20 protein-coding genes and 5 tRNA genes are annotated in these 21,565 nt (G+C 38.9%); 20 read left to right on the plus strand and 5 right to left on the minus strand.

Translation table 11 applies throughout. The features are described from left to right. Positions 1-11: 11 nt before the first annotated feature. The 11 genes from IRY55_RS06490 to IRY55_RS06540 all read left to right on the plus strand — a co-directional run bounded on the left by IRY55_RS06490 (position 12) and on the right by IRY55_RS06540 (position 5,579). Positions 12-659 (plus strand): ABC transporter ATP-binding protein, encoded by a 648-nt coding sequence (locus tag IRY55_RS06490; protein WP_194562497.1) that lies wholly within the window; start codon positions 12-14, stop codon positions 657-659. After that, a complete protein-coding gene (locus IRY55_RS06495) occupies positions 660-1,841 on the plus strand; it encodes an ABC transporter permease (RefSeq protein WP_194562498.1) in 1,182 nt (393 codons plus the stop codon). Positions 1,842-1,852: 11 nt separating this feature from the next. Then, on the plus strand, positions 1,853-2,425 hold the full coding sequence (locus tag IRY55_RS06500) for a hypothetical protein (RefSeq protein ID WP_194562499.1): 573 nt from the start codon (positions 1,853-1,855) through the stop codon (positions 2,423-2,425). 126 nt (positions 2,426-2,551) lie between these two features. Then, positions 2,552-2,878: a rhodanese-like domain-containing protein gene (locus IRY55_RS06505; protein WP_194562500.1), complete on the plus strand. Its 327-nt coding sequence runs from the start codon at positions 2,552-2,554 to the stop codon at positions 2,876-2,878. A gap of 128 nt (positions 2,879-3,006) precedes the next feature. Next, positions 3,007-4,065, plus strand: coding sequence for a P-loop NTPase (locus IRY55_RS06510; protein WP_194562501.1), 1,059 nt, complete (start codon positions 3,007-3,009; stop codon positions 4,063-4,065). A gap of 168 nt (positions 4,066-4,233) precedes the next feature. Further along, positions 4,234-4,923, plus strand: a complete 690-nt coding sequence (locus tag IRY55_RS06515) for a KinB-signaling pathway activation protein (protein ID WP_194562502.1) — start codon at positions 4,234-4,236, stop codon at positions 4,921-4,923. Between the two features lie 144 nt (positions 4,924-5,067). Next, positions 5,068-5,142: transfer RNA gene (locus tag IRY55_RS06520), tRNA-Asn, on the plus strand. 16 nt (positions 5,143-5,158) lie between these two features. Continuing rightward, positions 5,159-5,231 (plus strand) — tRNA-Thr (locus IRY55_RS06525). A gap of 82 nt (positions 5,232-5,313) precedes the next feature. Next, positions 5,314-5,388, plus strand: a tRNA-Glu gene (locus IRY55_RS06530). A 31-nt stretch (positions 5,389-5,419) separates the two neighbouring features. Next, positions 5,420-5,504 (plus strand) — tRNA-Tyr (locus IRY55_RS06535). A gap of 3 nt (positions 5,505-5,507) precedes the next feature. After that, a tRNA-Gln gene (locus tag IRY55_RS06540) sits at positions 5,508-5,579 on the plus strand. Positions 5,580-5,738: 159 nt separating this feature from the next. Here IRY55_RS06540 and IRY55_RS06545 read toward each other — a convergent pair. From IRY55_RS06545 to IRY55_RS06565, 5 genes are all read right to left on the minus strand, one after another. Next, entirely contained in the window at positions 5,739-6,428 is a 690-nt protein-coding gene (locus IRY55_RS06545) for a FadR/GntR family transcriptional regulator (RefSeq protein WP_194562503.1), read from the minus strand. Between the two features lie 262 nt (positions 6,429-6,690). Then, positions 6,691-7,908 (minus strand): NAD(P)/FAD-dependent oxidoreductase, encoded by a 1,218-nt coding sequence (locus IRY55_RS06550; RefSeq protein ID WP_194562504.1) that lies wholly within the window; start codon positions 7,906-7,908, stop codon positions 6,691-6,693. Further along, positions 7,892-8,230 carry a (2Fe-2S)-binding protein gene (locus tag IRY55_RS06555; RefSeq protein ID WP_194562505.1) on the minus strand — a complete coding sequence of 113 codons (339 nt, stop codon included), beginning with the start codon at positions 8,228-8,230 and terminating at the stop codon, positions 7,892-7,894. Before IRY55_RS06555 ends, IRY55_RS06550 begins: the two co-directional genes overlap by 17 nt. After that, on the minus strand, positions 8,227-8,502 hold the full coding sequence (locus IRY55_RS06560) for a (2Fe-2S)-binding protein (protein ID WP_194562506.1): 276 nt from the start codon (positions 8,500-8,502) through the stop codon (positions 8,227-8,229). Before IRY55_RS06560 ends, IRY55_RS06555 begins: the two co-directional genes overlap by 4 nt. 66 nt (positions 8,503-8,568) lie before the next feature. Next, a complete protein-coding gene (locus tag IRY55_RS06565; protein ID WP_235961074.1) occupies positions 8,569-10,224 on the minus strand; it encodes a sigma-54 interaction domain-containing protein in 1,656 nt (551 codons plus the stop codon). Positions 10,225-10,407: 183 nt separating this feature from the next. Here IRY55_RS06565 and IRY55_RS06570 point away from each other — a divergent pair, with 183 nt between their 5' ends. The 9 genes from IRY55_RS06570 (at position 10,408) to sigW (ending at position 21,553) form a co-directional block, all read left to right on the plus strand. Further along, a complete protein-coding gene (locus IRY55_RS06570) occupies positions 10,408-11,580 on the plus strand; it encodes an NAD(P)/FAD-dependent oxidoreductase (protein WP_194562508.1) in 1,173 nt (390 codons plus the stop codon). Next, positions 11,581-12,600 (plus strand): proline racemase family protein, encoded by a 1,020-nt coding sequence (locus tag IRY55_RS06575; RefSeq protein WP_194562509.1) that lies wholly within the window; start codon positions 11,581-11,583, stop codon positions 12,598-12,600. A 12-nt stretch (positions 12,601-12,612) separates the two neighbouring features. Beyond that, complete coding sequence (locus tag IRY55_RS06580; RefSeq protein WP_194562510.1) at positions 12,613-13,461, plus strand: proline racemase family protein; 849 nt, start codon at positions 12,613-12,615, stop codon at positions 13,459-13,461. Between the two features lie 40 nt (positions 13,462-13,501). Beyond that, complete coding sequence (nhaC, locus tag IRY55_RS06585) at positions 13,502-14,923, plus strand: Na+/H+ antiporter NhaC (protein ID WP_194562511.1); 1,422 nt, start codon at positions 13,502-13,504, stop codon at positions 14,921-14,923. Then, positions 14,924-15,814 carry a 4-hydroxy-tetrahydrodipicolinate synthase gene (gene dapA / locus IRY55_RS06590; protein WP_194562512.1) on the plus strand — a complete coding sequence of 297 codons (891 nt, stop codon included), beginning with the start codon at positions 14,924-14,926 and terminating at the stop codon, positions 15,812-15,814. It begins immediately after the preceding gene. A gap of 24 nt (positions 15,815-15,838) precedes the next feature. Then, positions 15,839-17,317, plus strand: coding sequence for an aldehyde dehydrogenase family protein (locus IRY55_RS06595; protein ID WP_194562513.1), 1,479 nt, complete (start codon positions 15,839-15,841; stop codon positions 17,315-17,317). A 418-nt stretch (positions 17,318-17,735) separates the two neighbouring features. Further along, on the plus strand, positions 17,736-19,844 hold the full coding sequence (locus IRY55_RS06600) for a sensor domain-containing protein (protein ID WP_194562514.1): 2,109 nt from the start codon (positions 17,736-17,738) through the stop codon (positions 19,842-19,844). Positions 19,845-19,941: 97 nt separating this feature from the next. Next, positions 19,942-20,847, plus strand: coding sequence for an arginase (rocF, locus tag IRY55_RS06605; RefSeq protein WP_194562515.1), 906 nt, complete (start codon positions 19,942-19,944; stop codon positions 20,845-20,847). 139 nt (positions 20,848-20,986) lie between these two features. After that, a complete protein-coding gene (sigW, locus tag IRY55_RS06610; protein WP_194562516.1) occupies positions 20,987-21,553 on the plus strand; it encodes an RNA polymerase sigma factor SigW in 567 nt (188 codons plus the stop codon). Positions 21,554-21,565 lie beyond the last annotated feature (12 nt).

Here is a 21,565-nt window from a genome sequence, read left to right on the forward strand (position 1 = left end):
GGTGATATTTCATGATACAAATTAAAAATATGAAAAAAAGTTACGGGAAGAACGACGTCGTTCTTTCCGTTTCTTCTATCCATGTGAATGCTGGCGAACGCATCGCTTTAACGGGTCCGAGTGGGAGTGGGAAAAGTACGCTTCTCCATATGATTGGAGGACTTGTAGAACCTACAGAAGGAGAAGTAATCGTCAATGATATCGCAGTATATAATCAGTCGATGACAGCACGTGATGCTTTTCGAATGGAGAATATCGGTTACATTTTTCAAGATTTTCACCTTTTACCAAGTTTAACGGCACGTGAAAATGTCCAACTCGTACTGAATGGGAAGGATGCACCGATTTCAGAATGGTTTGAACGAGTCGGTTTGCAACAGAAAGAGCATGCGTATCCGCATGAATTATCGCGAGGACAACAACAGCGTGTCGCTTTCATTCGAGCGCTCATTCATCGTCCTGCCATCGTTCTCGCAGATGAACCGACGGGTAGTTTAGATGTGAAAACAGCCAATACGATGATGGAGTTACTTGTGCAAATTTGTGAAGAAGAAAAATTAACCTTGTTAGCAGTAACGCACGATGAACAACTAGCCGAAAAATTTCCGAAGCGTTGGACGATGTACGAGTTAAATCAGTGTTTAGCAGAGGAGATATAAATGGAACTTTTAAAACTAACATGGAAAAATATGTGGCATCGTAAAGCGCTTGTCATTTTAGCGATGAGTACCGTGGCGATTGCGACTGCATTTATCGTCTTTGTCCAACTGTTAAATGATAAAATCGAACAGACCGCAAAAGAGGGATACGGGCCTTATGAACTCGTTGTTGGGAAAGCGGGGAGCGACACGCAACTTATGCTCCATACGTTTTATCACATCGGAGAGCCCGTTGGGAATATTGATTATGCCGTGTATGAATATGTAGAGAAAAGTCCTTGGCAACAAGCTGCATTTGCGATGACACGGGGAGATTCTTATGAAGGCTATCCTTTAATTGGCGTCGATTCTAACTATTTAAGCACTCGTTATCCTGGAGCAAAGGTGAAGGGGGCCATTTACAGTCAAGTGGGGGAAGTGGTCGTCGGGGCTCATGTAGCTAAATCGTTGCAACTTCAAATCGGAGATACCTTTTTTGCTAGTCATGGAGAAGTGCATAGTAGTCATGAACAACATGAGGATATATTTGAAGTCGTCGGAATATTATCGCCGCTAGGGACACCAGATGATCAAGCGATTTTTACAACGTTAAATTACGCATGGCTTTTACATGATGGAGAAGGAATGAATCGTGAGCGCGGTCCTATTACTTCTATCGTGATTCAACCGAAAGGATTAATGGAACTTCAACAATTAGCCGATCAATTAAATGAATTCGATGACGTTCAAGCGATTTACAGCGGAAAAATTGTGTCGTCTATTTTATCTTTCGTAGATACGAGTCGCACATTCGTCTATCTCATTTCAATGGTCGCCTTCATTATCGCATTGATGGCTGTCATGCTTGTGTTGCTTGCGGTCAGTTTACAAAGACAAAAAGATATCGCACTTTTACGTTTAATCGGAAAATCCCAAAATTATATCGTCAGTACGATTGTTTTAGAAGGAATGTGGATTACACTACTCGGAAGTATATTCGGTTTGATTCTCGGACATATCGTGACGGGAATATTTTCTCCTATTATGTATGAAAAATTTAGTGTTCAATTAGACGCATTTCAATTCGTTTCAGGCGAAGGGTGGATAGTTCTCATCTGTGTTGTCATAGGATTATTTGCATCGATATGGCCAGCCATTCGCGCATATCGAACAGACCCACTCACATTATTTCATCAAGGATAGGAGGAGTTATTATGCGTTATGGATCACTAATTATTGCCCTTTTGTTATTAGTAGCTTGCAGTGTGGAAGAAGGGACACCGATTCAGCAACAAGTAGAGGAAGCAAAGCACAACCAACTATTAAATAAGCCCGTTCAACAACAAGCCGAGGCTGAACAAGTAGAAGTGTTAGAAGAGATACTTCCTGAACAAGTGACATTGCCTGAAAAAAATGAAAGAGATTCGCTACCAATCGGATGGGATTCTTTTTTTGACGGAGAAGATGTGACGAAACCTTCAGAGCTGTTTAAAGCATTGCGTGGAGAACGCGTTGAAATTACTGGTTGGATGGGTGAAGTGTTAAGTTTAGGGCAAGGATGGTTTTTACTCATACCAGCTCCAGGTGCTGATTGTCCATTCTGTAGTGAAGATGGTCAATTTTGGAACAAAATTATGATTGTCTTTGTGGAAGATGCTTCGACATTGCGCTATACACGTGAACATTTACGTGTAACGGGGACACTTGATGTCGGAATCAAAGTGGACGAATCGAATTATAAAACGATGTTTCGTTTATACGATGCGACTTTCGAAAGCATTCCATAAAAAATACGCTAGCTTAAAATAGTTAGCGCATTTTCTAATGTAATCAATTGAAACAAATTCATCGTCAATTGGCTCTTTCATCGTTATACTGAGAACAAAACATGTTTACAGATAGGAGCTTTGCCAATGAACACTTTACAAGAAATTTCAACTGACGAATTATTACGTCGTATGGACGAAGGAGAGCAATTTCATTTAATCGATATTCGAGAAGATTTTGAAGTAGCGATGGGGATGATTCCAGGTGCTGTTCATATCCCAATGAATACAGTTCCTGCCCGTTTGGACGAATTTGATCCTGAAACAGAATATGTACTCATTTGTCGTGCAGCAAATCGTACCCGAACATTAGGTGATTTCATGGCAGCGCGAGGATTTAAAGTGGCTCATATGACAGGGGGCATGCTTGAATGGCGTGGAGAGGTCATTATCCCAACAGGATTAGACGAATAATTGAAAAGTAGAGAGAATCGAGTTTTACGATTCACTCTACTTTTCATGAGTCGCTTTCATCGTTTACAAAGAGTTGAATATGATATACTAAAATCTGATAAATATATACGAACAGGGAGTGTTTCATCGTGTTAACTGAACAAACAGTTCGAGAAGTTGTCGGAGCTTTAGAAGATCCGTTCTTACATAAAACTTTAGCGGAAACAGAAGGTCTCGTTGAAGTGTCTATTAAGGAAGAAAAACAACATGTCAGTGTAAAAGTTGCATTAGCTGTGTTAAATACGCCAGAACAAATGGCTTTCCAAATGAAAGTTGTGGAAGTATTAAAAGAAGCAGGAGCGTCTACTGTCGGGATTCGATTTCAAGAATTGCCGAAAGAAACACTTGAAAAATTCCGCGGAGCTGCGACAGCATCAGAAGCGCAAGATATTTTATCTCCGCTTAGTAAAGTGCAATTTATTTCCATTGCATCTGGTAAAGGTGGCGTAGGAAAATCAACTGTTTCGGTCAACTTAGCTGTGGCACTTGCACGTGCGGGTAAGAAAGTCGGTTTAATCGATGCGGACATTTACGGATTTAGTATTCCAGATATGATGGGCATTCGTGATTTACCGAAAGTGGAAGACGGCATTATTCAACCAGTCGATCGCTTTGGAGTAAAAGTGATCTCAATGGGCTTCTTTGTTGAAGATAATGCGCCTGTCGTGTGGCGTGGTCCGATGCTCGGAAAAGTACTCGATCAATTTTTCCGAGACGTTGCATGGGGGGACTTAGATTACTTAATTCTAGACTTACCACCAGGCACAGGGGACGTTGCATTAGATATTCATCAAATGTTGCCAGCGTCGAAAGAAATCGTCGTTACAACACCGCACCCGACAGCGGCATTCGTCGCAGCGCGTGCAGGAGCGATGGCATTGCAAACGGACCATGAAATTTTAGGCGTTATTGAAAATATGGCATGGTTCCAATCAGAAGTATCGAATCAGAAAGAGTATGTATTCGGTAGCGGTGGAGGACCACGCTTAGCAGAAGAATTACGCACTGAATTGCTCGGTCAAATTCCACTCGGACAACCAGACTGGAATGAAGAAGACTTCGCACCTTCTGTGTATGCAAAAAATCATCCAATCGGTGAAATTTATCATGAAGTTGCTCAAAAAGTTATTGAAAAAACAGAAGCATAAGTAAGTTTAATTGAATCACAAGTGAACTTCGCACATAAATATGCAAGTTTGCTTGTGATTTTCACTATGTTTAAACAAGAACAATCAGTGAACAGTGAGAAAATGAATAGATTTTTAGAAGGTCAATTGTTAGACTAATACTAATGATAAACAATGGAGGAATACATTGTGACAATACGAAATTGGGTGAAGTTTTTCTTTAATGCGCTGTTGATCGGTGGAGCGATTACAGCAGTCGTCGGTCTCGTCGTACGTTGGGAATTTTTCTCGAGTCTATGGTCAGACGGCGAATATTTTCAATTTTTAGGCGCGTTTTTATGGATGGTCTTTTTAGGTTTTACGATGAGTGTCGTCGCACAGATGGGCTTCTTCGCTTATTTAACAATTCATCAGTTCGGTGTGAATATGTTCCGTTCCCTCACATTGTGGAATTGGGTGCAAGTTGTCATTATCGGATTCGTTATTTTTGATTTAATTTATTTCCGTTTCATGAAAGGCAATTCGGATTACGTTAGTCTATACATTTTCTGGATGCTCGTTTTGCTAGGTACAGCATTTGTCACAGCTTATTTAAAAGCACAATGGACGAAAAAACATACGTTTATTCCAGCGCTCTTTTTCATGATTGCTGTCACGACATTAGAATGGCTACCTGCTTTAATGGTTAAGACAGGGAATATTGAACAATGGTCAACGATTTTACTCTTTCCACTCGTCGCAGTGAACAGTTATCAATTATTAATTTTGCCGAAATATAATCGTCAATCAGATGAAGATCAAGCAAAGTTAGAGGCAAGACGTGAAGAACGAAAGTCGAAAAAACAACAAAAAAAACAAGCTAAAAAATCAAAGGCCTAGTTACAGAAAGACGTTAGAAAACCTAGTATATATTAGGAATTCAGCGTCTTTTATCCCTTTTAAAAGATTTTTTATAAATAACGTTGACAACTATTTTACTTATGCTATAATTAATTTTGTCTTGAGGAAGACAATTAGGATGAATCCGCAGTAGCTCAGTGGTAGAGCAATCGGCTGTTAACCGATCGGTCGCAAGTTCGAGCCTTGCCTGCGGAGCCATTTTTATGTCTACTTTGCTTCCATAGCTCAGTAGGTAGAGTGCATCCATGGTAAGGATGAGGTCGTCGGTTCGATCCCGGCTGGAAGCTTTACTTGTATATTTAATAAAAACTTGCAATGATGTAAATGATTTGTTAATATACTAAATGGATGTCAAATAATAGTTTATGTGGCCCCTTGGTCAAGCGGTTAAGACACCGCCCTTTCACGGCGGTAACACGGGTTCGAGTCCCGTAGGGGTCACCATTTTTATGTTTAAAATAATAATAACCGATTAGGTGGGGTAGCGAAGTGGCTAAACGCGGCGGACTGTAAATCCGCTCCCTCAGGGTTCGGCGGTTCGAATCCGTCCCCCACCACCATTTTGGGGTATAGCCAAGCGGTAAGGCAACGGACTTTGACTCCGTCATTCGTTGGTTCGAATCCAGCTACCCCAGTACGATATAAACGATAAAAAAGTTGCAGAACAAGTATGTTCTGCAACTTTTTTTATGTGGTTAATTAAAATGAAATGATTTCTATTATAATCTTCTACAAATCATTGTAGAAAAAGCATCGAAAGCCTTGTTCGTGTTTAGTAATATTCTAATCTATACTCAATCTTTCGTCATTTGGTAGAATGAAAAATTCATGGAACGGTAGTTGATAATATCTTGCACGGCGTGTTCGGGTTGTTGTAGTCTAATTGCTTTTACTAGTTCTTCATGCGTGTGCTTTTTGTAGGGAAATGGCTGATCTTCCAAGAAAAAATGGACAATGGATTGTTTAATACGGCGAGCCAATTGTTCATAAAGTGCAATGAGCAATTCATTGTTAGATGATTCAACAACTAGTTGATGAAAAGTAAAATCAGCCTCCAAAAAAGAGGTATAATTATTGGATTGACTTGCTGCATGACAGATGTTGAGTTGGTGCTGTAATTGTTCCAGTTGCTCATTTGTCCGATATAAACTAGCGAGTCGTGCGGCTTCCATTTCCAAAGCAAAGCGTACATTGACTGTGTCCGTAAAAGCATTACGGTCAATTTCTTTTTGCATCATTGCTTGAAAAATTGAAGTGGTTTTAATGACAGTGCCACTGCCTTGTATTGCTTCTAGAACGCCTGTATGAATAAGTGCTCGAACCGCTTCTCGAATTGTATTACGGCTAACCCCAAATTTAGCAGCAAGTGTAGTTTCAGAAGGGATGCGTTCTCCAACTGTCCAATGACCTTCTTTAATGAGACGTTCAATTTCTACTGTTACTTGTTGTACTAAAGACAAGCGTTCAGGTCTTTTAATCGACAATTCTCATGCAATCCTTTCATTAAATAAAATCCTTTCTTTATTGAAAATAAATACACCGCAATTTTTATATTAAGAATAAATATAATTGATTGATCACTTTTTAATGATGTCCCGATTGAATAAAAAATGGGTAGTAATAAGTATCCATTTTACTAATTATATTAAATGTTAAAAAACTAGAAACATTTCTAATGAATTTTAATGTAGCTGATAGAGAGAAACTCCAGAAAAATAAGGGTTATTGATTTTCTGGAGTATTATTTTATTGGCTTTGCTCTAATTTCCACTTTTCATATAGTTCTTCCCTGCCTTGTTCCAATAAGGGATGAAATTGAATTGCTGCGTGTCGCCGTTCTTCGTGAACTTGAGCAATTCTTTGTTGTAGCTGTTTTTTGGATGACTGATTAAATCGTAATAAAATAGATTGTGCTGCAACTCTTCCTTGTGCCATCGCTACTTTGGCTCCCTCAATTCCTGTCACATTTCCTGCTACAAATATTTGAGGTATCGGCGTTTCCATCTGTTCATTGTGTAAAGGGACGTGTCCACCTAATGCTTCAATAGCATAGAATGGAACTCCAGCTAAAGAAACAAGTTCTGCAAGAGGAGTTAGCCCACCTGATAAGCAAACGAAATCAGCAGGAATTGCACGTTCAGTGGAAGGAATTTCTTTACCATCGGTTGTAATGTCGACCATAATAACTCGCTCGACTTTACCTTCTCCTTCAATTCGTTTTATAGCAGAGCGCATATAAATAGGGATTCCCCACATTTTAATTCCTTTTTTAGGATAAAATTGGATTGCAAAATCTTTTAAATGATCAGTGAATAGTATTTTGCTTCCAAGTTTTGCAAGTAAAGAGGGGGCCATATGGGCAGCGGCCATAACTTGTTTGAAAATCACTTTAGGAATAGCATGTTGTTCATTTTCGATGCTGTAAAGTGGCAAAGCCATTGCTTTTACATTTACTTCAGCTAGTGCTAGTTCCATAGCAATTGCAGACGATAGCATATTTACCCCAATAATAACACCCTGTTTTCCAGGCTTCACGCGATGTACGTTCGTCATAACTTGAGCGGCTCCAACAGACATTACCCCAGGTAAAGTCCAACCTTCAATGGGAGTTGGAACTTCTGAGGCACCTGTGGCAATTAAAGCGTATTTGCTCGTCATTCTCCCACGTTCTGTGAAGAAAGTTACGCTTTCATCTTTGATTATAAGGTCATATACGGACACTTCTAAAAAAAGATCGATATTGAGTTGTTGAATTTGTTGACGTAGTTCTTCGCTTTTTCTAAATCCGTTCCACCACTGACCTTTAGATTCTTCATACAGTTGCCCGAGTAATCTTCCTCCTGCTAACAAATATTCATCTATTATCCCGATGTTTAAATGAGGAGCCAAACTTTTCATTTCAATGGCCGCACTGAGACCAGCAGGACCAGCACCGATAATGAGTACATCATAATGAGTGGTCATGTTGTTTCCTCCAATCTCTCACAGCTGTTGAAAGGATTTCCCCGCTGTTAATATCCATATGATGGGTGAGAGGCGTTAAGCAAGCTCGTTTACCTTGTATACCGTTTACAGTGACACGACATTCATAACAGTGCCCGATATTGCAGTAAATTCCTCGCGGTGTTCCAGATTCTTCATGAACTCGTAAAGTTCGTATATTATTTGCAAGTAAAGCTGCAGCGATAGGCTCTCCTTCTAATCCTTTATAAGTTTGACCGTTAAAAGTAAAGTTGATTTCCTTCCGTTGAAGGGGGCGGAGAACAGGGTGGTGATGGATTCTCATTTTAGTTCACCTCCAGTACCCACTTGCTCGAATGAAACTGGTCGAATGGGTGCTTGATATTTAAGAGGGAGGTTGGTAGTTTGAGTTGCTTGGTAATGAGTCGCAATTTTATTAATAGCTATTCTACAAGTACGCCCCCCGCAATAACCCATACCTGCCCGTGTGCGTAATTTTAATTCGCGTGCGGAACAACGTTGTTCGTTTGCGACTTGGTGTAATTTTTTAGACGATACTTCTTCGCATCGACAAATGATTGATGACTGATTATTCATTTTTGTACCCCTTTCTACTCTGATTAATCTTTCACTAGATAAGGGTATGCAAGATTTGTGCCGAAATTAATGAATACCTAATCTATTCATGCGATTATATAAAGTTGCTCGAGATATACCTAGTCGTTTAGCACATTCGGATTTTTGATGATTGACTTTTTCTAATGTATTTAAAATAATTTCTTTTTCATAAACTTCGAGTTGATCAGCTAATGATTGTCCATTTACAGAAGGTTTGCTGATGTTTGAACGCTTTACTTCAGGTGGAAGGTCATTGAAAGAAAGCGTTCCTTCTTCCGATAGTACAACTAAACGTTCAATGCTATTTTTTAATTCACGTACATTCCCTTTCCAATCATGCGAAATCAAACATTGGATAATTTCATGAGGGATTGACTGAATATGCTTGTTATATTTAGAAGAATATTCGTACACAAAATAATGTGCTAATTCCAAAATGTCATCAGGTCTATCGCGGAGCGGGGGGACTTCAATTTGAAACACATTGAGTCTGTAGTATAAATCTTCGCGAAATGTTCCATCTTCAACTAGTTGCTTTAAATCTTTGTTGGTGGCAGCGACCAGCCTGAAATTAACTTTTATTTCTTTTGTTCCTCCTACGCGAAAAAACTTCTTTTCTTGTAAGACACGTAAAAGCTTTACTTGTAAGTCGAGTGGTAGTTCTCCGACTTCATCTAAAAACAATGTCCCGTCTTGTGCAAGTTCTGCTTTCCCTGCTTTCCCACGACTATCAGCGCCAGAAAAAGCTCCTCGTTCATATCCAAAAATTTCACTTTCAAATAAATTATGAGCGATGGCTCCGCAGTTAATTGGAATAAAAGGGGCACCTTCTTCTTCTCTTAAATAGTGAATGGCTTTTGCAAATAACTCTTTTCCAACTCCACTCTCTCCGTAAATTAAGATGTTAGCGGCTGTTTGAGAAGCTTTTTTGGTCATTTCAATCGTATCTTTTAGAAGTTGGCTATTCCCTCTTAATGGAAGGAAGGCCCTATCTCTATGATTTCTAGATTCAATTTTATTTTCGAGGTGAAAGAGTTTTTCATGTGTTGAAAAAAGTTCTTCATTTAATCGGACCTCATTCGAAATATCAGTTTCTGTGACAACCCCGCCAATAATTTTCTCATCTAAACGTACAGGACTAGAGCTAATTAGAACGGTTCTGTCTCTACGTGCTCGATGTAATTTCTCAGTGACCGATTCGCCTTGTTGCAACGCATTTAAGATTTCAAGTTCATTTTGATTGAAAAATTGAGAAATAGGTTTCCCTAAAATATCATCTTTAGAAATCGAGAAAATCTTCTCTGCCCCTTTTGTCCACCCAACGACATGGGCATGTTCATCAATCATTGTCCAAGATTCTTGCGTCGTATCGAGCAGTGTTTGATAAAACGCGAGTGCCTTACGTGCTTGTTGATAAAATACTTTTAAATAATGTTCTTTTTCTAAGTAGCCAATGACTTGTTCGTCTTTACAAATGAGTACATAATTTGTTTGCTCAAAAGCTTGTCCAATATTTTGATCAGTTAATGGACAAAAGAGACAAGGGATTTCAGTAACGATAATCTTTTCACCTCTTTTTTGTAACCGCTTCCATTTTTGGTTATCTTCAATAAAAGATTGATAGTTAGGTAATAAATGTGTTGGTGACTTTTTATAAATTAAAAAATTAGTTAATAAAGCTTCAGAGTAATTTAATAACAACAAACTCATCCTTTCTTTTAATGAATGTGTCTAAAAAATTAGATTAATCCATTAAGTGTATAAAATATTGTACATGAAAAAGTGTAGAGATATCAATTATTGTCCTAGAAGCATCATTTGAAAATTGGCATAAAAATTGCATTATTTAATTCAGGTGAGTCCGTCAGGAAAGGAGGTTATCTATTGAAGAAGCGACATGCAGATGTAATTGTTATCGGAGGAGGTATTATAGGAGCGGCTATTGCCTATTACAGCGCAAAAGCAGGGATAGACATTACTGTTCTAGAAAAAAATGAATTAGCGAGTGGTACGAGTTCACGATGTGATGGAAATATTTTAGCAATCGATAAAGATCCTGGATTTGATAGTCAAATGTCTTTGCAAAGTCAGCGTTTAGTAGAAGAGTTAAGCAGAGAATTAAGTGTTTCTTTTGAATATCGTAATCCAGGGAGCATTCTTGTATGTGAAAGCGATGAAGAAATGATTGCTGCACAAAAGTGGGTCGGGCAACAGAAAGCGGCAGGTTTAAAGTTTAATATGTTAGATCGTGCAGATTTGAAAAATGAATCACGCTATTTCGCAGACGATTTGTACGGCGGATTAGAATGCGAAACAGACTCAACGGTTAATCCCTATATGCTTACTTTTTCAATGTTTCATCAAGCGGAGAAACTGGGAGCTACCATTATTAAACATTGTGAAGTGACGAACTTAAAAAATATAGAAGGTACCTTCTATTTAGAAACAACAAAAGGTGAGATGACTGCAGACCGTGTTGTGAATGCGGCTGGCATTTGGGCTCCGAAAATTGGAAAAATGCTAGGCGTAGACATTCCGATTGAACCAAGGAAAGGGCAAATTATTGTGGCGAGTCGTCAAGAGTTAGTCGGGTTACGAAAAGTGATGGAATTCGGTTATTTGATTTCAAAATTTGGAGGAGAACGACGCGTGGATGCAATAACTGAAAAATATGGAGTCGCCTTAGTCTTTGAACCGACAGAGAGTCAAAATTTTTTGATTGGCAGTAGCCGAGAGTTTGTTGGTTTTGATACGAAAGTCAATCCAATAGTGACTCAAACTATCGCTAATCGTGCACTTCGATTTTATCCAAAGATGAAAGATATGACGGTTATTCGCACATATGCTGGGTTAAGACCGTGGACAGCAGATCATTTGCCAATCATTTCAGAAGTAAAGGAAATTCCTGGTTTTTATATCGCAGCAGGGCATGAGGGAGATGGAATTAGTTTAGCAGCAATTACAGGAAAAGTAGTAGCTGAATTATTAGAGGGGATTGAAACGACGATCCCAATCGAACCTGTCAGCATTGAACGTTTTAGGGAGGGAGTGAATTAAGTGAAAGCGAGTCGTGTGTTCAAAACTATCGATACGCATACAGGAGGTAATCCTACACGCACGCTCATTAGTGGACTTCCACATCTGGAAGGAGAGACGATGAGTGAAAAAATGTTATATGTGAAAAAGCATTATGATTGGATCAGACAATTTTTAATGAATGAGCCAAGGGGTCATAGTGTTATGTCAGGAGTATTATTGACAAGTCCTACCCATCCTGAGGCAGATATTGGCGTCATTTACATTGAAACAGGGGGATATTTACCCATGTGTGGTCACGATACTATCGGTGTTTGTACCGCTTTAGTAGAAGCGGGCCTTGTTCCGGTGACAGAACCTGTCATGCATTTGACGCTAGATACCCCTGCTGGTCTCGTTCGTGTAAAAATAGATGTCGAAGGCGGACGGGCGAAACAAGTAACCTTCGCAAACGTGCCTGCCTTTTTACTAGATACGGTAGATGTCACTGTTGAAGGTGTAGGGGAAGTAACTGTTGAAATTGCTTATGGCGGTAATTTTTACGGTATAGTCGATGCACGTCGATTAAATATACCGCTGGTTGAAAGTAATGCAACAGAAATTATTAACCAAGCAATTTTAATTCGTAATCATATCAACGAGCATTTTGAGGTAGTTCACCCGACGTATCCGTTTATTAAAGGATTAACACATATTGAATTTTATACAGATCCGGTCGATGCACGTGCAGATGTCAAAAATACAGTCATTGTCCCCCCAGGTGGAATTGATCGTTCCCCTTGTGGCACAGGCACGAGTGCAAAACTAGCTACGCTCTATCGCAATTGTGACATTAAGAAAAATGAAACATTTGTGCATGAAAGTATTGTCGGTACGTTGTTTCATGCAAGAGTGTTAGAAGAAACAGAAGAAACAGGAGTGCCTGCAGTACTTACAGAAGTATCTGGTACAGCTTGGGTTATGGGAATGCATACCTTTTATTACAATGAAGATGATCCATTATGCCATGGCTTTTTAATGATACCGCCAATGGATGAATAGGGAGGGATAATAATGATTGTTTCGAAAGTGTATCGAACAGTAGATACACATGTGGAGGGAGAAATATTTCGTTTTTTGACGGACCATCCTTTTCGTTTTCAAACGCAAGATGTGAAAGAAAAACAGGCACTCATAAATACTACGACTTCACAAGCGAAATTGCTTTTATTGAATGAACCACGTGGGCATCGGAATATCTATGCCGCTTTTATCGAATCGAGTAAAATAGCTGATTATCAATTGATCACTTTACCACATGAAGGAGTGCCCGCTTTTAAATATGAGGTTTTAGTAGCAAGTATTACTTATTTATATAATTTTGGATTAATTGAAGCGAAAGAAACTGTTAATGTTGAAACGGCGGTTGGAATATTCACCCTTCATCTTACATTTGAAGCGGAGACACTAACCTTTGTAACTATTAAATTACTACACGAACAATTTGCCGCCGAAGAAATTGGAGGTCGAACATATCAATTTATGGAATTACCAGAAAATATTCCGAATTTAAAACTTGCGCATTTGTCCAAAATTACCAAATGGGCATATGAACAATATAAGCAACAAAGATTTGTCGCATTTGATGGGACCGTTTTATATGAAAAAATAGGGGATTGTAAATATCGTACTGTGAATATTGAACGAGATGGAACGATTACCCGTTCCCCTAATGTAGATGTTACAGCATTACTAGCTAAAAAATTATGTTGTACGGTGAAAAATGAAACCGTTTTCAATTCGAGCATGACGGCTTATTTCGAGGGAGATTATGTGCGCATCCCTTTAAAAGGATTCGTTACAGGAACCCATGAGTTCTTATTTGACGATGAAGATCCGTTGAAGAATGGCTTTATCATTTAAGGAATGGGAGGACGCGTGCAAACATTAAGGAGGAACATGTATGACAGAGCAGTACCGTTTACCAACGATTGGAGAAATCTTATTTGTCTTAGTCAGCTTTATCATTGTGATGTTTTCATTCATCGTGCTTTTTGAGCTTCCCATTCAACTCGCGTTATTGGTAGCTTGGTTTTTAATTATGTTAGTCGGTTTAAAGATTGGCTACAGCTATCAACAAATGCAAACGGGTTTATTAAAGGGAGTCAATGATGGGCTCGAAGCAGTGCTCGTTTTAATTTCAGTGGGGGCTCTAATTGGAACGTGGATTGCAGGAGGAATTGTTCCCTCTATTATTTATTATGGATTGTCGGTTATTAATCCGGTCGTATTCTTACTTGCAGCGTTTGTTATTACAACGATTACGAGTATTGCGACTGGTACATCTTTTGGTTCAGTAGGGACTGCAGGCATTGCAATGATGGGAATTGGTGCGAGCTTCGGCTTTCCGCTACCGCTCGTTGCTGGAGCTGTTATTTCTGGAGCTTATGTTGGTGATAAAGTTTCTCCTCTGTCGGATACAACAGTTATGACAGCGTCTTTATCACAAGTAGAACTAATCGAACATATTAAGGGGATGTTGCCCGTCACAATTCCAGCTTGGATAATTGCGGCATTACTATTCACAGGAGCAGGTTTTCTATATACGCCAGAAGATGGAGATCTATCTGTTGCTTACAATACAATGGCTTCATTAGAAGAACATTTCACGATTGGTTGGTATATGTTAATTCCAGCAATTTTAGTAATCTGTTTACTTGCTATGAAAAAGCCGTCGATTCCAGTCATTTTATTTGGAGCTTTACTCGGGTCACTTTGGTCTTTCTTTTTTCAAGGACATACATTTTTAGATTCAATTAATATTTTGTATGCTGGAAATTCCATTGATTCAGGTGTGGATTTCATTGACAATTTATTAAACCGAGGTGGTATCGTCTTTATGCTAGATGTTATCGTGTTAATCATTTTTGCCTTAGGTGTCGGTGGTTTGATGGAACGAATTGGAATTTTAGAAGCTTTGGGTGACGCTTTGGCAAAATGGGCAAACACGGTCGGACGTGTATCTGCTTCGACAATGGTGTCTGGCTTCTTCGGTAACTTATTTGGGGGAGCAGCATATGTTTCGTTGATTACTGCTAGTAAAATTACAGAAGCGAATTATGACAAGATGAATTTAGATCGTCGTCTTCTTTCGCGGAATACAGAGGTAGGAGGAACTTTGACGACACCAATGGTTCCATGGTCAGATGGCGGAGTATTTATGGCTACCGCGCTTGGAGTATCGACGATGTCTTATTTACCTTTCTTATGGTTTCATTTTTTAGCAATCGCTATAGCGCTTTTTTATGCTTATACAAACCGTTTTACCTTTCAATCAAAAAAACAATTAAAAAAATTAACACCTATTCAAGAGGAGGAATTATAAATGTCAAAAAAATTACGAGGAGTTTTTCCTGTATTAGTAACACCAATGTTTGAGGATGAGTCAATCAACTGGGAAGGGTTCAAGAAAAACATTGAACATTTTATTAATCAAGGAGTCGATGGAATTGCAATTAACGGGAGTACTGGAGAATTTGTAAGCTTAACAAAAGAAGAACGTTTTAAAGCCGTTGAAATCGCAGTTGAAACTGTAGCTGGACGCTTACCATTAATTGTAGGAACAGCAGCTGAGACAACGAAAGATGCTATTGAATTTACGAAACAAGCTGAGGATGCAGGCGCGGATGCTTCTTTACTTATTAACTCTTATTATGCGCATCCAAATGAAGAAGAGATTTATCAACATTTCAAAGCGACAGCAGAAGCTGTTAATTTCCCGGTAATGATTTACAATAATCCAGGCACTTCGGGGGTAGATATTAGCGTAGAAACTATTTTAAGAACAGGGCGCGATGTAGAGAATATCACACATATAAAAGAATCAAGCGGTGAAATTCGTAATGTACGAGATATTTCTCGAAAAGGAAAAGGTTTTATTCAAACATTTTGTGGAGCAGATGACATGGTACTAGAATCATTTTTAGTAGGGTCTGTTGGTTGGATTTCAGTAGCGGGGAACATCGCACCGAAGTTAGCGAAAAATATGTTTGATGCGCAAGCAAATGGGGATTTAGAAAAAGCATGGGCACTATATGATCAATTATTACCTCTTTGTAATTTTTTAGAGGCAGATGGAAAGTACGTACAAATTGTCAAACGGGCAATGGATTTACAAGGACTAGCAGGTGGTCCGGCACGCAAACCACGATACGGTTTGACAGATGAAGAAGACGCAACATTACAGGAGATTATGAAATCTATTGGCGTGTTATAAAATAGGGAATAAGGGGTGTTAAAAATGCAATTAAAACCACGTGTTGTAAAGTTTTTAGAAGAAGTACAAGGTTTATGGATTAATGGTGAATCAGTTTCAGCACAAAATGGAGCAACATTTGACGTATTAAATCCTGCTACAGAAGAAGTGATTGCAACAGTTGCTGAAGCGAATGAACAAGATATCGATAAGGCTGTTCAAGCAGCAACGGCAGCTTTTTATGAAGGAGAATGGACGAAGATGGAAGCAGCCACTCGTTCACATCTGATTTACACTTTTGCTGATTTATTAGAAGATCATCGGGAAGAATTAGCTCAATTGGAATGCTTAGATAATGGCAAGCCTTATCAACAAGCTCTAGAAGATGATGTCGATGGAACGATTCAGCATTTCCGTTACTATGCAGGGTGGGCGACAAAAATAACAGGACAAACGGTGAATGTTTCACCTGACTATTTGAATTATATTACACATGAACCAGTAGGTGTCGTTGGTCAAATTATTCCGTGGAACTTCCCATTGGCCATGGCAGCGTGGAAGTTAGGATCTGCTCTAGCAGTAGGTTGTACTGTAGTTATTAAACCGGCTTCTGAAACACCATTATCTTTATTATATGCAGCACGTCTCTTTAAAGAGGCAGGGTTCCCTGACGGTGTAGTAAATGTAGTGCCAGGGCAAGGGTCGGTTGCGGGAGGAGCGCTAATTGAACATCCTGATGTTCGAAAAGTAGCATTTACAGGTTCAACAGCAGTCGGGAAAACAGTTATGAAACAAGCTGCTGAACAGATGAAGAGTGTAACGCTTGAATTAGGAGGTAAATCTCCTGCCATTCTTTTAGCAGATGCCGATTTGGATGAGGCGATTGATGGAGCATTAGCGGGAACAATGTACAATCACGGACAAAATTGTAGTGCGACCACTCGTATTTTTGTTCACCGTTCACTCTATGATGAAGTAGTAAAGCGTTTAGCTGAAAAGGCAAAAGCAATAAAGGTAGGAGATGGTTTGTTTGCGGAGACAGATATGGGACCGCTTGTCTCCGAAAAGCAAATGAATACTGTGTTAGGCTATATTGAAAAAGGAAAAGCGGAAGGTGCACGTCTCGTTGCAGGAGGTCATAGAAAATATGATAAAGGTTATTTTGTTGAACCAACAATTTTTGCAGATTGTACAGATGAAATGACGATAGTTAAAGAGGAAATATTCGGACCTGTCATGGCTATCCTGCCATTTGATTCAGAAGAAGAAGTAGTTCGACGTGCTAACGATAGTATCTATGGATTAGCAGCAAGTGTTTGGACAACAAATGTGAAAAAAGCGCATCGTATCACGCGCCAATTAGAAGCGGGTACTGTATGGATTAATGATTTTGGTTTAGAGTGGGAAACGATGCCATTTGGTGGTTATAAACAATCTGGTATAGGCCGTGAAATGGGTGGTGAATATGGTTTAGCGAATTACACTGAAATAAAAAGTGTATTTGTTAACATGAAAGAAGTATAAATGTTAGGACAATAAAATATTTATTTTTAAGTACAAATACACATGAGTATATTTTCATTAGTATATGAGAGTTTCTTTTGTTTATTGCCATAAGTAAATAAAGTAATTTAAAAACAAGTAAACTTTTTTAGAAGTTTACTTGTTTTTAAGTTGTTAAATAATATTTGAAGATTGGAAATGTTAAATGTCGCAATAATCGAGAAAGCCATGTGAAATAGTGAATAAATACAGCGTTCTCCGAAGATAAATGAAGTAAAGCTATTTATACAATGTTAAAAAAATGATAAAATAAAAGAAGAAATGTAAAGTCTAACATTTAGAATAGGAAATTGGAACGCAATATAAAGGGATGTTTAATTTTCGATTTAGGTCAAATGACTTAAATTCCGAATGATTGTTGAGAGGAAGGGATCGTCTCGTGAAAAGTTTGGTAGAGAAGATTACAGAAATGATAAGTAAGAGTAGCGATCGAGATCCAGAGAAAATGGCGCAAGATGTAGCTTCTGCTGTCAATCAATCAGCGATTTTGGCAATCACTGACCCTACGGGGAAAGTGATGTATGCAAACGAACAATTTTTAAGTATGTCAAAATATGAAGCGCATGAATTGATTGGAAAAAATCATAATGTTGTTAACTCGGGTCACCACTCAAAAGAGTTCTTTAAAAATATGTGGAAATCGATAGGTAGTGGAAATATATGGCGTGGTGAAATTAAAAATAAAGCAAAAGATGGGACTTATTACTGGGTAGATACTGTCATAGTTCCGTTTATGAATTCAAAAGGAAAGCCCATTCAATATATTTCGATTCGATGGGATATTACGGAAAAGAAACAAATGGAGGAATCAATTCGTGACAATGCAGAACTATACCGTTTAATTACAGAAAACGCTTCAGAATTTATAGCAGTAATTGATTATGAATCGAAGTTTAAATATGCCTCCCCTTCGTTTAGAAAACTGCTCGGTTACCCTTCGGAACGTTTAGAACATACAGATTTCAGTGATATAATTTATGAAAGCGACCGGACGAATACGTTGCGCAATGTTGTTCGCTATTCTAAATCTCAGCGCGTTCTTCAATTTCGTGTATTAAAAAGTGATCATACGGTAGCTTATATGCGGGCCAATATGTATCAAATTCAGGATGAGGGAAAATATTTTGGGGATCACATTATCGTGATGCATGATATTACTGAACAGAAAATATCAGAACAACGCATTTTAGACTTGGCTTCAAATGATCAATTAACGACTTTATTAAATCGGACGGCTTTTCGTCGCCAATTATATAAAAAGTTAGAGCATATGATAGAAAAAGAACGATGCTTAGCGCTCGTTCATTTAAATATTGATCGTTTCCGTTATGTTAATGATTCTTTAGGACATCAAGCAGGAGACTATTTATTATCTGTGGTAGCGAGCCGTTTAAAAGAAGTGCTTGGAGAAGAAGATATAATTGGACGAATTTCTGGAGATGAATTTGCTTTCACTTTAAGTCATGTTCAAAATGAAGATGAGGCCCTGCAAATAGCGGAAGGAATTCGGTTATATTTACAGGAACCAATCAGAATTGACGACGAGGAATACGAGCTCTCCATCAGTAGCGGAATGTCTCTATTCCCAGAGCATGCTACGAAAGCAGCGGAACTCGTAACACGCGCTGAAAAAGCACTACAGAAAGTAAAAGTAGAAGGTGGCGGTTCGTTAGCGCTATATGAACCAGGAACGGTATCTAAAACATTAGAACGTATCTTATTGGAAAATGAATTAAAACGCAGTGTGGAGCAAGAATATTTCCAATTGGAATATCAACCGAAAGTGGATTTGAAAACTTTAGAACTTACAGGTTTTGAAGCACTCGTTCGATGGAATCATCCCGATCTCGGGCGCATTCCACCAGACCGGTTCATTCCATTGGCAGAAGAGACAAAAGTGATCGTTCCTCTAGGGGAATGGATTTTGAACGAAGCGCTCGCACAATTGCATGAGTGGGAAGAGATGGGACATACTAATTTACGTATGGCAGTGAACTTCTCGACGATTCAAATTGAAGAGGATAATATTGTAGAGACCATTGCCCAAGCTTTGCAAAATCACCACATCTCCCCAACTCAATTAGAAGTGGAATTGACTGAAAGTACATTTGTTAACAAAGATGAGATGAGTGAAAAAATCCAACAAATTCGAGATTTAGGTGCGACTGTCGCAATCGACGATTTTGGAACAGGTTATAGCTCATTTAGCTACATTAAAGAACTGCCAGTAGATACGGTGAAAATTGATCGTGCCTTTATTCGTGATTTAGATGAAAATGAAGATAGTAAAGCGATTGTCAGTGCGATTGTGACATTAGCGAATACAGTTGGTTTGAATATCGTCGCTGAAGGGGTAGAGACGAAACAACATGGAGAAATCTTAACATCGCTCGGTTGTCATGAAGGGCAAGGGTATTACTACAGTCGTCCAATTGAGCCGACGGAATGTATTTTCTTTTTAGAAAATCGCATTGTCGGGATTCAATAGATGAACGCCAGTCGAACTGTAATGAGGCAGTTCGGCTTTTCATATTGAAAAAGTTTCGACATTCAAGCTACAATGAAGAGAAAAGGGGAAATGTTCGATGGGAGAATTAAAAATTTCAATTGTGGGGGTTCCATTAGATTATGGACAAAGTCGTCGTGGGGTCGATATGGGGCCAAGTGCAATCCGGTATGCAGGGGCGGTAGAACGTTTGCAAGCACTCGGCCATCATGTACGTGACGAAGGGGATATTCATGTCAGTGCCGTCGAAAATAAACCAAATCTAGAAGAGCGTTTAAAAAATCTAGAAGAAGTCGTGAAAGCGAATAAAGCCCTCGCCAAAAAAGTGGATGAGATTGTAAAAGAAGGGCGATTTCCACTTGTTTTAGGAGGCGATCATAGTATCGCAATTGGGACATTGGCTGGTTTAACTGAAACGTATCAAAACTTAGGTGTCATTTGGTTTGATGCGCATGCAGATATGAATACTGCTGAAACTTCGCCTTCTGGAAACATTCATGGTATGCCACTCGCTGTTAGTATGGGGTATGGACATGAACATTTGACGGCGTTATTTCAGCAACGAAACTTTATTAAGCCTGAAAATTTAATCATTATCGGAGCGCGTTCTATAGATCCAGGAGAACGTCATTTCATTCAGAAGTTAGGAATTAAAGTATTCACCATGCATGAGATTGATAAGTATGGGATGGCAGTCGTAATGGAACAAACGATAGCACATTTGAAAGAGCGTGATGTCGACGGTGTACACCTTTCATTGGATTTAGATGGGTTAGATCCCCTCTATACTCCAGGTGTCGGCACCCCTGTTGATGGCGGTATGACTTATCGAGAAAGTCATTTAGCTTTAGAGATGTTGCAGCAATCGCAATGCATTACGTCAGCAGAGTTTGTAGAAGTCAATCCGATTTTAGACGAAAAAAATAAAACAGCCGATGTCGCTGTCACATTAATGGGTTCTTTGCTAGGAGAAACACTCATTTAATGTTCTAAACGAGAAATCGTAGCTTCCATTCACAACTGCGATTTTAAACAAATCGACAAAAGTTTATTTAAAAATGAAACTTAACACATTGTCGAACGTAAAGTAGAGACAGCCGCACAGAGCGGAGGGTGAGGCGCACGTGGATGAATTAGTAAATAAGCGAATTAATGAAGTGCTGGATGGGCAACAAGAAGCGTTTGAAGAAATTGTTATGCTGTACCAAAACCGAGTGTACTACGTATGTTATCGTATATTAGGTAGCAGAGAAGAGTCTGAGGATATCGCTCAAGAAGCGTTCGTTCGGGCTTATACGAATTTACATAAATTTGATCAAAAACGAAAGTTTTCCACATGGATTTTTCGAATCGCGACAAATTTATGTATCGACCGTTTACGAAAGAAAAAACCTGACTACTCATTAGATGCGGAAGTACCAGGTACTGAAGGTTTAGATATGTATTCACAGTTGGAGTCAGCGGAAGATTTACCGGAAGCAGAATTGGAAAAAATGGAGACGCAAGAGCGCGTTCAATATGAAATTAGCCGACTATCTGAAACGTATCGACCAGTCATTGTTTTACGATATATCGAAGAATTATCGTTGAAAGATATTGCGGAAATTTTAGACTTACCTCTCGGAACTGTCAAGACGAGGTTACATAGAGGAAGAGAAGCTCTTCGACAACAAATGATGGGAAATTGGTAGGAGGGTGAAGCA

It is taken from the genome of Savagea serpentis (genome assembly GCF_015351395.1).
GTDB classification, from domain to species: Bacteria; Bacillota; Bacilli; order Bacillales_A; family Planococcaceae; genus Savagea; species Savagea serpentis.

Coding starts and splice junctions, on each gene's coding strand:
- IRY55_RS06490 (WP_194562497.1), top strand. CDS start 12: ATGATACAAATTAAAAATATGAAAAAAAGTTACGGGAAGAACGACGTC.
- IRY55_RS06495 (WP_194562498.1), top strand. CDS start 660: ATGGAACTTTTAAAACTAACATGGAAAAATATGTGGCATCGTAAAGCG.
- IRY55_RS06500 (WP_194562499.1), top strand. CDS start 1,853: ATGCGTTATGGATCACTAATTATTGCCCTTTTGTTATTAGTAGCTTGC.
- IRY55_RS06505 (WP_194562500.1), top strand. CDS start 2,552: ATGAACACTTTACAAGAAATTTCAACTGACGAATTATTACGTCGTATG.
- IRY55_RS06550 (WP_194562504.1), bottom strand. CDS start 7,908: ATGACCACTCATTATGATGTACTCATTATCGGTGCTGGTCCTGCTGGT.
- IRY55_RS06555 (WP_194562505.1), bottom strand. CDS start 8,230: ATGAGAATCCATCACCACCCTGTTCTCCGCCCCCTTCAACGGAAGGAA.
- IRY55_RS06560 (WP_194562506.1), bottom strand. CDS start 8,502: ATGAATAATCAGTCATCAATCATTTGTCGATGCGAAGAAGTATCGTCT.
- IRY55_RS06580 (WP_194562510.1), top strand. CDS start 12,613: ATGATTGTTTCGAAAGTGTATCGAACAGTAGATACACATGTGGAGGGA.
- nhaC (WP_194562511.1), top strand. CDS start 13,502: ATGACAGAGCAGTACCGTTTACCAACGATTGGAGAAATCTTATTTGTC.
- dapA (WP_194562512.1), top strand. CDS start 14,924: ATGTCAAAAAAATTACGAGGAGTTTTTCCTGTATTAGTAACACCAATG.
- IRY55_RS06595 (WP_194562513.1), top strand. CDS start 15,839: ATGCAATTAAAACCACGTGTTGTAAAGTTTTTAGAAGAAGTACAAGGT.
- rocF (WP_194562515.1), top strand. CDS start 19,942: ATGGGAGAATTAAAAATTTCAATTGTGGGGGTTCCATTAGATTATGGA.